The following is an 11,586-nucleotide window of genomic DNA, read 5'->3' on the forward strand; positions in this document are numbered from 1 at the left end:
AATTAAATAATGACTGCGCTTTTCGATACGAATTAGAGATGGAAAATTGAGTCATATTAAATGTTAAGTGGCTGAACCGCTAGGGTAAGTGTGTGTTATGAGAGAGTTATAAAATTATATCAAATTCTAATTTAATCAGCGCAGTAATCCGTCATTTAAAATCTGCTACCTAAACGGAGTAGCAAGACATAACATTAAAGCAATATTTAATTTAGGGGCGTATTTTACCTTGTTAAGCCGAATTTAACAAATCTATCTAGTCGCTTGATAAGCCTTGTTTTAAGCTATAAATGAAATCTAATGCTTGCTTGGGGGTTAGTTCATCTGGGTTTAGTGCTTTTAGCTGATCAATGATCTTGGTAGCCTTTTGATTACTAGGGTTTGCGTCGTTTTTTAAGTGTCCAGCCTCATCAGTCATTGAGTTAAATGTATCTAAGCTAAGCGGATTTTTTTCCAGTAATGTGAGCGATTTATCCGTTACCATGTTACGCTTATTGTCCTCATCAGCATAAGCTGTCTCTAATTGAGCATAACGATTATCGGTATGGTTTTTTGGATTGTCTGTCACGTTGCTTAGCGGATTTAAGGCAGCATGTTGTTGCAAATAGTACTGTGCCGCATTTAAAACCCTATCGGGTATACCAGCCATCTTTGCTACGTGTAAGCCAAAGCTTGAGCTGGCAGCGCCTTCTTTAATTTTATGTAGTAATAACAGCTGACCATCAATATGGCTGGCAGCGACATGTACGTTTCTTATACCTTGAGCTGCTCTTTTAGCGTTTTTACGTGTTACTTCATCTTTTGTATTGGCTATTAATGAGCTTTCTATCTGATTGTTTAATAGGCTTGGTAATTTATTGTCTATTTGATTTTTTAATTGAGGTTCTAATTGAGGTTCTAATTGATTTTTTGACTCATTTTGCAAGCTGTTGGATGGGTTTGGTTGATGGGCAAGTTCTGTAAGTTCAAAATAATGTGTCGCAAATAGCGTTAGGCTGCCCATCTCGCATAATTGAAGGGCGCAAGCATGGGCAATAGCCAACCCATCGGTCGTTGAAGTGCCACGACCCACTTCATCCATCAATACCAGAGAGCGATTGGTCGCTAGGTTCAATATTTGTGCAGTTTCAATCATCTCTACCATAAAGGTTGACTTACCCCCTGCTAAATCGTCGGCTGAGCCAATACGGGTAAATATACGGTCTATATCTCCAATAGAGGCATAGTCTGCTGGTACAAAACTACCGCAACAGGCCAGCAAAATAATGAGCGCAGTTTGGCGCATATAGGTTGATTTGCCACCCATATTAGGTCCAGTAATGAGCAATAACCGTTCAGGATAGTTCGCTGTGCCTAACTGGCAATCATTTGCGACAAAATGCTCGCTTGTGGGATGTGTCGCCCTTGTGCTTTCTGTGTTTATATGATCATTTAAGGGTTTGGGTTTGAATTGTGGCTTCGACATCGCCTCTACAACTAGGTGGCGACCCGCCTTGATATCAATATGGGTAGAGTGCCCATCATGACTAGAAGGCGTATTTAACCTGTCTAAATTGGCCGCTGTATTTTGGTTTAAATGTGGTCGTATCCAGCGGTTATCTTTTGCAAGTATTGCCCAGTTAAGCAGCACATCAAGTTGTGCCACTGCACTGCTTAAACGCTGCAAATGGCTGAGTTGCTCACTTAGTTTGGTAAGCAGGGCTTGATACAGTGCTTTTTCACGGGCTAGGGCATTGGTTTGAGCATCTAAGTAATCAATCTCAAGCGTTTTAAGCGCGTCTGTTATAAAGCGTTCGCTGTTTTTTAGGGTTTGTCTGCGGATAAATTCTGTAGGTGCCTGTGTGGCCTGCATTTTTGGCAGCTCAAAATAAAATCCACTGACCTTATTAAAGCCAACTTTTAGACTCGGCAACTTGTATTGCTGGCGGGCATCCTCTGCCATACTGTCAAGTGTCTCTTGGATATTATCATGCAAGTGCACCAGCCTATCAAACTCCTCATCGTAGCCTGTGGCTATCATACCCCCTTCTCGAATATGGGCTGGCGGCTCGGGTACAATGGCCTGATCCAGTAGGGTGGCTATCTGTAATAGCTCAGTATGCTGCTGGGGAAGCTGCAGGGCTAACAGGGGCAATAAACCTGTTTGTAAATTATCCAGCCCTAAGTTTATTAGAGTGAGTGACAGTTGCTCACTGGCATAAATACTGTCTGCTAAGCGCCTTAAATCACGTGGTTTAGCACTATTTAAGCCAATACGGCTGCTAATGCGTTCAATATCGGCAATGTCTTTGAAGGCTTCTTGTAGTGTTGTTAAGGACGATGACGATAATTGATTGAGCCACTCAACCGCATCAAGACGCAATGCTAACGTGTCATACGCTGATGCAATACGCAGGGGACGTTTTAGCTGATTTACTAATAAACGCTTTCCCATTGGGGTTTGACAGTGATTGACCACCGTGAGTAGACTAGTCCCATTTTGGCTAACTGGCGCAAATAACTCTAGATTGCGGCTGCTGATATCGTCAATAATAAGATAATCATCCTCACGCTCTACGATAAGCTCACTAACTTGTGGCGTGTGGCGCTGCTGAGTTTGCTGGGCATAATGAATTAATGCTGCACTACTGGTTTGTGCCAGAATACTATCGGCAATACCCAAGCCCTCAAGCGTTTGCACCTCAAATTGACGGCAAAGTGTCTGGCTGGCATGCTCGCTATGAAAGTCACTAGCGGCAACACTAATAACAGGACACGACAAACACGTTTGTAACCAGTGTCGCCAGTCGTCATTCATCGTTTCAGGAATGATGACCTCACTGGGTGCAAAGCGAGTCAGCACGGTTAACAAGTGGTGTTGTAAGAGCTTTGCCGCCTGTTCAGTGGTTTTATAGTGTTGATTTGGGCTAATATCGGCAAGTTTGATAGTTTGGGTGCGAATGGTCCCAGCATTTAGGTCTAACTGGCTGATCCCTGCTTGCCATTTATTAAGCTGTTTTTTATTAGTATGTATATCTATTGCCACCACACTGGGTGTATGATTTGGTGCAATGAGTGCATCGTCAGTCAGTGTTCCTGCCGTGAGAGTTTTAACCACTTCACGGCGCATAATGCCTTTAGCTGTAGGTTTACTGGTGTCGTCTAATTTGCTATTAATGTCATCTATATCTTCAATCTGTTCGCAAATAACGACAGTTTGACCCGCTGCAATAAGCCTTGCCATATAGCTTTCAGCAGCATGAAACGGCACGCCTGCCATTGCGATGTTGTTACCTGCTTTGTCGTTACCGCGCCGGGTTAAGGTAATATCTAAAATATCGGCTGCGCGCTGTGCATCTTCAAAAAACAGCTCATAAAAATCCCCCATACGGTATAGTAAGAGTGCATGGGGATATTTAGCCTTCAAGGTTAAATACTGCACCATCATGGGTGTGTGGTTGGCTAAATTGTATTGAGTACCAGCGATATCAATAATGTCGGGATTATTTTCGCTTTCTTCTAAACACAGTTGAGTTTGTGTGGGGTTGGTAGCGGTAGGCATAACAGGGTGGTTCATAGAGTAAATCAAGTGGTATTAAAGTGAGCATGTATTCTAACATTTATAAGCATATTTATATTGCTATTATAAAGAAGAGTATAGTCGAAGTCGTTCTAAACGGTTAGTTGTAACCTTCGCTTATAGTGCTAGTTTTTGCTTACAGTGGCAGTTTTGTCAACCCACTAATACCGACGCTTAGTTGGGTTTTATCAATTTGAGATTACCTATTAGAGTATCAACAAGATAATCAATAGGCGGCTAAAAAGGGTTTAAACTGAGGCGTCATAAGCCAGTTGATTAAATGATAATTTTGATTCATTTGCCCTTGTATCTATCAATACTGTTACCATATATAATACATAAAAAAATTTTACAGTAGGTGTGCAATGATGTGCATCACTGACACGAGAATTAGGTTTACGAAGATATGTTGTCAAAAATAATTGGAAGCGTCATTGGAACAAAAAACGATCGCGAACTAAAACGTATGCGTCAAATTGTCGCTAAAGTTAACGCGCAAGAAGATGCAATATCTGCTTTATCTGACGAGCAGTTACGTGACAAAACCGCAGAGTTCAAGCAGCGCTATGATGAAGGCGCGAGTTTAGATTCATTGTTACCAGAAGCTTTTGCTGTGTGCCGCGAGGCATCTAAGCGTCAGTTAGGGATGCGCCATTACGACGTTCAAATTATTGGCGGTATTACTTTGCACGAAGGTAAGATTGCCGAAATGCGTACGGGTGAAGGTAAAACGCTAATGGCAACCTTAGCCATCTATTTGAATGCCATTAGTGGTAAAGGTGTGCACGTTGTGACGGTAAATGATTACCTTGCTTCCCGTGATGCTGACCTAAACCGTCCGTTGTTTAATTTTTTGGGTATGACAGTAGGGGTTATTTACTCTCAGCAGCCTCCACACGAAAAAGTAGAAGCTTATCAAGCGGATATAACATATGGTACCAATAATGAATACGGCTTTGATTACTTACGTGACAACATGGTATTTAGTCTAGCCGAGAAAAAACAACGGTCGCTAAATTTTTGTATTATAGATGAGATTGATTCGATTTTAATTGATGAGGCTCGTACGCCGCTTATTATTTCGGGTCAAGCCGAAGACTCAGCAGCGACTTATACGCTTATTGATACCATTATTCCGCTGCTGGATCGTTCAACCGATGAAGAGGCGAATAAAGAGAACGAAGATGGCGATTTCTGGATTGATGAAAAAAATCGCCAGATTGAAATCAGTGAGAAAGGCTACGAAAAAATAGAATCTTTCTTAGTAAGTGTTGGCGAGCTTGGCGAAAATGAAAGTTTGTATAGTCCTGCTCGATTGCCGCTACTCGCCCATGTGCAGGCAGCGATTCGGGCGCACCATATTTTCGTCAAAAACGTACACTACATTGTTGATGAAGGTGAAGTGGTTATTGTTGATGAAAATACCGGTCGTACCATGCCAGGGCGTCGTTGGTCAGATGGGTTGCATCAAGCGGTTGAAGCCAAAGAAAAAGTTGAAATTAAGGCAGAAAACCAGACGTTAGCTACCACCACTTTCCAAAACTATTTTCGCTTATACGATAAATTATCAGGCATGACAGGGACGGCTGATACCGAAGCGGCAGAGTTTAAATCAACTTATGATATTGATGTGGTGGTTATTCCAACGCATAAGCCTATTGCCCGTATTGACTTAGATGACCAAATCTTTTTAACCAAGCTGGGTAAATATAAAGGTATTATCCGTGAGATTAAAGGCATTCAAGAGAAAGGCGCCCCCGTACTCGTAGGGACAGCTACTATTGAAGCCAGCGAGGAGCTGTCTTATTTGCTTGATCAGGAAGGCATTAAACATAATGTATTAAATGCTAAGCAGCATGAGCGTGAAGCGGAAATTATTGCTCAGGCAGGCAGCCCACGTGCGGTAACTATTGCCACTAACATGGCGGGGCGTGGCACAGATATTATATTAGGGGGTAATTGGCAAGCTCAAATTGTTGATCCTGAAAACGTGAGCCCTGAGGAAATGAATCGGTTAAGAGTGGTTTGGCAGGAAAAGCACGATGAAGTAATCGCAGCGGGTGGATTGCATATTATTGGTTCTGAACGTCATGAGTCACGTCGCATTGATAACCAGCTACGGGGTCGTGCTGGTCGTCAGGGGGATCCTGGTCAGTCGCGCTTCTTTTTATCGCTTGAAGATGATTTAATGCGTATTTTCGCAGGCGACCGTGTGGTTAATATGATGCGGGCAATGGGGCTTAAAGAAGACGAGGCCATTGAGCATAAGATGGTATCTCGCTCAATTGAGAACGCACAGGGTAAAGTGGAAAGCCGTGACTTTGATGCGCGTAAAAATCTACTTAAATATGACGATGTCGCAAACGAGCAGCGCAAAGTTATTTACTCACAGCGTGATGACTTACTGGCAGAAGCAGATCTTAAAGAAACTATTGAGGCCATGCACCGTGATGTTTACGATGCGTTAATTAGTCAGTTCGTGCCGCCAGGGTCTATCGATGACCAGTGGAATATTGATGCTTTAGAAGATGAGTTAGAAAGTGAATTTAAATACTATATGCCTATCAATGATTGGCTGGATGAAGACCGACGCTTAGATGAAGAAGGGCTCCGTGAAAAAATCATCCAGACAGCCATAGACCGTTATCATGAACGCCGTGAGTTAATGAATGAGGAAAATGCAGCTCAGCTTGAGCGTCATTTTATGTTGCAAAGCCTCGATCGTCATTGGAAAGAACATCTAACGCAAATGGATCAGCTACGCAAAGGCATTCATTTGCGCGGTTATGCACAGAAAAATCCAGAACAAGAATATAAACGTGAATCATTTGATTTATTCCAGATGATGCTGGGCGCTATTAAGTCTGAGACTGTGCAAGATTTATCGCGTGTGCATATTCCAACACGCGAGGAATTAGATGCGATGGAAGCGGAGCGACTAGCACAAGCCCAACGCCAGCAAATGCACTTTGAACACGACGAGGTCGATAGCTTGACAGGTGAGCATCACAATTCGCCAGAAGTAGAAGCTCGCAATCAAGATGCTGGCAATGTTAATATGCAAGTTAACAATCAAGTTCAACAAGTATCTGCTAGCGCAGTAGGTGCGGTAGATCCTACTAAACAGAACCCATATGCTGATATGAATATTAGCCGTAATGCACCATGCCCTTGTGGTTCAGGGCTAAAATATAAACAATGTCATGGCAAGATATAAATCAATCAATAGAACCCAAATAAGTACATGCTTTAAAAATTAACCATAAAATAAGGACAGTCAATAATGCGAGGATTGAATAAAAAGACAAAGGCAGCTTTATTGACAGCTTTATTAGCAGCTAGCTTTAGTGTTACGGGATGTCAAAAGAAAAGTGCTGATGCAGATATTGAGAAGGATGACACTGAAGAGGTAGTAATGTCTGCTGAACCTGCTCAAAATACGCCCCCTGCGATAGTTGCTGGCGATTTGGATGATGCGGATGCACAGCTCAATGTAGGCGATGAGGTTGATACTCCCAATGTTGATGCTCCCAATATTGTAGAGGGCGCTAATTCTAAAGAGGGTGTTCAGACTGAAACTGTACAGACTGACGATGTGCAAGAAGAGAAGCAGGCTATCGTACCTCCATTAGAAGGGGCGGAAGATGAAAAGAGCAATTAAGGTAGATAAATAATTAAGTAATTAATTAAGTGGATAGTTAAGTCAGTAAATATACACAGGCCACTTTTAGCACTAGCCTATGCGCCTAATTTAATGAGCCGTTTTGTTTGGTTGTTGTTTTCTATCATTTTATTGAATATTATCCATTACATCGAAGTATACGTTTTTTAGTCCATAATTGGCCATAAAAAAAGAGCCCCAAAGTTGGGGCTCTTTTGTGTTTAAAAGTAATCATAGTCGTTGAGATGCATGTAGTCAAAGTACTTTAAAGTCGATACATGGTAATCGAATGAAAGAAATGCAATTATAGGCTAAACAAAGTTAATACCGTAGTGATTTATAAGTTAGCCGACTATAGGTGTTAATAGTTATGCCACTTCAATAGCAACCGCAACGGCTTCACCGCCCCCGATGCACAATGAGGCAACGCCTTTTTTACCACCAGTACGTTTCAATGAGTTAATAAGGGTCACTAAAATACGGGCTCCTGAACAGCCTACTGGATGACCAAGTGCACAAGCACCACCCTCAATATTAACTTTAGAATGAGGGATATTTAGTTCTTCCATCGTTACCATCGTAACCATGGCAAAGGCTTCGTTGATTTCCCATAAGTCGACGTCTTCAACTGACCAACCGGCTTTGTCTAAAACTTTCTCAATAGAGCCAATCGGCGCAATCGTAAATTCGCTTGGATGGCGTGAGTGAGAGGCGGTAGCTACAATGCTGGCTTCGATGTTAAGCCCTTTATCTTTAGCTACTTGTTCAGAAGTAACCACGACTGCCGCTGCGCCATCAGAGATTGAGCTGGCATTTGCAGCAGTGATAGTACCGTCTTTAGCAAAAGCAGGACGAAGCGTAGGAATACGTTCCGCATTGGCATTACCTGGCTGTTCATCAGTGTCGATACTCACATCGCCTTTACGATTTTTAATAGTTATCGGGGCGATCTCGTCTTTAAAATGGCCTTCTTTAATAGCGGTTAAGGCACGATTTAATGACTCGATAGCGAAGTCATCCATTTGCTCACGGGTATAGCCCTTCTCATTAGCCATTTCTTGAGCAAATTGACCCATCAGCTTGCCAGTATCTGCATCTTCTAAGCCATCTAAGAACATGTGATCTTGGACTTCTTTATGACCCATCCGGTACCCGCCACGAGCCTGTGGTAAAATATAAGGGGCATTTGTCATAGACTCCATGCCCCCTGCAACAATAATATTAGCGCTGCCAGCTTTAATTGAGTCATGAGCTTGCATTACTGCTTTAAGACCAGAACCACAAAGCTTGTTAATGGTTACAGCGCCTGTGCTATCTGGAATACCTGCATTACGCATTGCTTGACGAGCTGGGCCCTGTTTAACTCCCGCTGTTAAAATACAACCCATGATAACTTCATCCACTTCTTCAGGCTTAACCCCTGAACGCTCGACAGCGGCTTTAATAGCTGTAGCACCAAGTTGGGGTGCAGTTGCACCACTAAGGTTACCTTGAAATCCACCCATAGGGGTACGTGCACCGCTTACAATAACAATTGAATTTGATGACATAATTTTATCCTTAATTTGAAACCTACTCACACATCAGAGTAGGGTAGTAGTGAGTAAGTTACGTTCTAAGTTAATTTAAGAGCGACTAAAAAACATATCTTCTGTCCCTATATTACAGACTTATTATATGTTTTTCCTCAAAAACTAATTAGTAAAGTTTATATTCAATCTAATTCGTGTAGCCTAATACGTACGATATTTGAGGTAATTGCTTCTAATGCTTCTATTTTATTTATGGCGATATTCATTTGACTTTCAACAACCGGTAGAGTCAAAATTATAATTGGAACCTGTCCTTTTTGATGGGCAGGCTTTTGTAATATTGCATCAATATTAATGCCAGCATCGCTTAAGATACGGGTCACGTCTGCCAATACGCCTGGTGTATCATTTGCTTGTAATCGCAGATAGTAACCTGCAATCATTTGTTCAGCGGGTAGGATGGGTGTGTTCGATAGCGCCTCTGGCATAAACGCTAGATGCGGCACATGGTGTCCCTCATCTTCTACCGTTAACACACGAATCAAGTCCATCACATCTGCCATTACCGCAGAAGCCGTGGCGCCAGCACCAGCCCCGTCTCCATAATAAAGAGTTTGGCCTAAGGGATGCGAGTTAACCAATACCGCATTTTTAACGCCATTGACATTCGCCAGTAGTTTATCTTGTGGAATCAAAGTAGGGTGAACTCGTAATTCAATACCCGTTGCTGTTCTATTACAGTCTGTTATATCTTGATCATCATAACGGCGGACGGCAAAACCTAAGTGTTTGATACGGTAGCCTAATTCTTCGGCATATGTTACGTCTTGTAGGGTAATGTTGGTTATGCCTTCACAGTAGACTTTATCAAATTGTAGAGGAATACCAAAAGCAATAGAAGCCAGAAGCGCAAGTTTGTGTGCTGCATCTATGCCTTCAACATCAAAAGTAGGATCCGCTTCTGCATAGCCGAGCGCTTGCGCTTCTGCCAATACATCATGGAAATCACGTCCTTTATCACGCATCTCCGACATGATGAAGTTGCCCGTACCATTGATAATACCCGTTAACCAATCTACTTTATTTGCAGCTAACGCTTCACGCATTACTTTGATAATAGGAATACCACCAGCAACAGCAGCTTCATAAGCGACATGCACGTTATGCTTGTCTGCTAATGCAAAAATTTCGTTGCCGTGTTCTGCAAGTAAAGCTTTGTTAGCCGTTACCACATGTTTGCCATTTTTAATGGCGTGGGTAATTACCTCTTTGGCAATGGTTTGCCCGCCGATGACTTCAATAACGATATCAACATCATCGCTCTCTGCGATTGCCATTAAATCACTGTTTTGTTTTATACTAGGCTCTATGTCATCACGTTGACGGCGAGTTCCTACTTGGGTGATATAAATGTCATGGCCACTACGTCTTTTAAGCTCTGATAGGTTGTCTTTTAGTAGGTCTAGCACGCCTGTACCCACAGTGCCAAGCCCTAGTATGGCAAGTTTAATTGATTTACTCACGGTATCCTCAGTAGTGTTATTAAGCATTATTATAGAGAGTAGATAGTATTAAGGGGGTGCAGCTATCAAATCAAATTATCATTATATAGATAGTACTTCATTACATTATATAGATAGTACTACCCTAGTGCTAACAAGCTAAATAATACAATCTAAAAGGTTAAATAGACTACAGGTTAAAGTTAACACGGTAGTGGTTTAAAAGTAACTTAGCGGTCAGCACTTTAACTGACGGTTTAGTCTAAAACGACACCCATACTATCAGTCAATGTAACGCGAATAAAGTGCTAACCCCCATAAAATCCTAAAGGTACAAAATAATCCGATGATCAGTGCTCTTGATTAACCTTTATATTTTATCAGCTTTTGTTGATTTGGCTTAGGGGTTATTCAGGGTAAGTGGCTGGGTCATTGTTTATGATCCCATTAATTTATAGTAATGATAAGTTATAGCAATGAAATGACCTGTTTATACCCTATTTAAGACGACCTACGACCTGAACTTCAACACGGCGGTCGGGCGCTAGACATAGTTTGGTTTGCTCATTACTCATATTTTGGCAGCTATTTGTTAAAGGTGAGGATTCTCCCATGCTGGATATAGTCATAGAGGAGGGGTTGAATCCTCTGCGAATTAACTCATCTCTTATCGCATTAGCACGTTTAAGCGCTAATTCATAATTATAGGACGCATTACCTAAGTAGTCAGTATGGCCTATTATTTTAATAGAATGAACCTGATTGTATGCTTGATGAATGCTAGAAGACAGTTTATTGATATTGAATGCACTCGAAGATTTTACATCTGCTGAGTCAAAATCAAAAAGTAAGTCAGAAGATAATGTAAAGGTGCGTTTTTTTGGTTGAATGGTTGTTGGTACAGGCTTTAAGGTTGTCTCAATAACTTCAGCACATTGCGGATTATTCCAGTAATAGTTCTCTACCACATCATCTTTATTATAATGTAGTTGTAATTGACACTGTATATAATTTCTTGAATTGGGTAGACGGATATTGAAAATGTAATTCCAATTATTCGAGTTAAACTCATTAAAATGTGGATTTCCGATTAACTGACGCACCGTATCATCGTTAATACCCCTGTCAATATGAGTCAGCTGTATAGGATCATACCGTGGAATATCTTTTAAATAAGATTTACTAACATCAGGAAATTCAATATCCTTATTAATAGGATTGACAGTATTCGCTGAAGCTGAAGCTGTGATGGCTAAAATAGTGCAGGATAGTATTGAAAATAGTCTTTTCATAAGTGATACCTTACTGATTTTGTAATAGTAAATAGGGGAG

At 41.5% G+C, this 11,586-nt stretch carries 6 protein-coding genes and 1 pseudogene; 2 read left to right on the forward strand and 5 right to left on the reverse strand.

Going from position 1 to position 11,586, the window contains the following annotated elements:
• Positions 1–256: 256 nt before the first annotated feature.
• Both AC2SLN_RS00975 and mutS read right to left on the reverse strand, forming a co-directional pair.
• Positions 257–925, reverse strand: coding sequence for a MutS-related protein (locus AC2SLN_RS00975; RefSeq protein ID WP_495057377.1), 669 nt, complete (start codon positions 923–925; stop codon positions 257–259).
• Positions 926–3,556: pseudogene (mutS, locus tag AC2SLN_RS00980) on the reverse strand (DNA mismatch repair protein MutS); the annotation flags it as partial.
• 409 nt (positions 3,557–3,965) lie between these two features.
• On the opposite strand from mutS, the gene secA reads away from it, so the two are divergent.
• Entirely contained in the window at positions 3,966–6,776 is a 2,811-nt protein-coding gene (secA, locus tag AC2SLN_RS00985; RefSeq protein WP_486550574.1) for a preprotein translocase subunit SecA, read from the forward strand.
• 66 nt (positions 6,777–6,842) lie between these two features.
• The gene (locus AC2SLN_RS00990; RefSeq protein ID WP_486550572.1) at positions 6,843–7,220 is read left to right on the forward strand and encodes a hypothetical protein; all 378 of its coding nucleotides are present in this window, start codon (positions 6,843–6,845) and stop codon (positions 7,218–7,220) included.
• A 368-nt stretch (positions 7,221–7,588) separates the two neighbouring features.
• Here AC2SLN_RS00990 and AC2SLN_RS00995 read toward each other — a convergent pair whose 3' ends face one another.
• The 3 genes from AC2SLN_RS00995 to AC2SLN_RS01005 all read right to left on the reverse strand — a co-directional run bounded on the left by AC2SLN_RS00995 (position 7,589) and on the right by AC2SLN_RS01005 (position 11,546).
• On the reverse strand, positions 7,589–8,770 hold the full coding sequence (locus AC2SLN_RS00995; RefSeq protein WP_486550570.1) for a thiolase family protein: 1,182 nt from the start codon (positions 8,768–8,770) through the stop codon (positions 7,589–7,591).
• Positions 8,771–8,934: 164 nt separating this feature from the next.
• Complete coding sequence (locus AC2SLN_RS01000) at positions 8,935–10,275, reverse strand: homoserine dehydrogenase (protein ID WP_486550568.1); 1,341 nt, start codon at positions 10,273–10,275, stop codon at positions 8,935–8,937.
• Between the two features lie 476 nt (positions 10,276–10,751).
• Positions 10,752–11,546: an OmpA family protein gene (locus AC2SLN_RS01005; protein WP_486550566.1), complete on the reverse strand. Its 795-nt coding sequence runs from the start codon at positions 11,544–11,546 to the stop codon at positions 10,752–10,754.
• Between the last annotated feature and the right edge of the window lie 40 nt (positions 11,547–11,586).

This window comes from Psychrobacter sp. CX90, assembly GCF_057396305.2.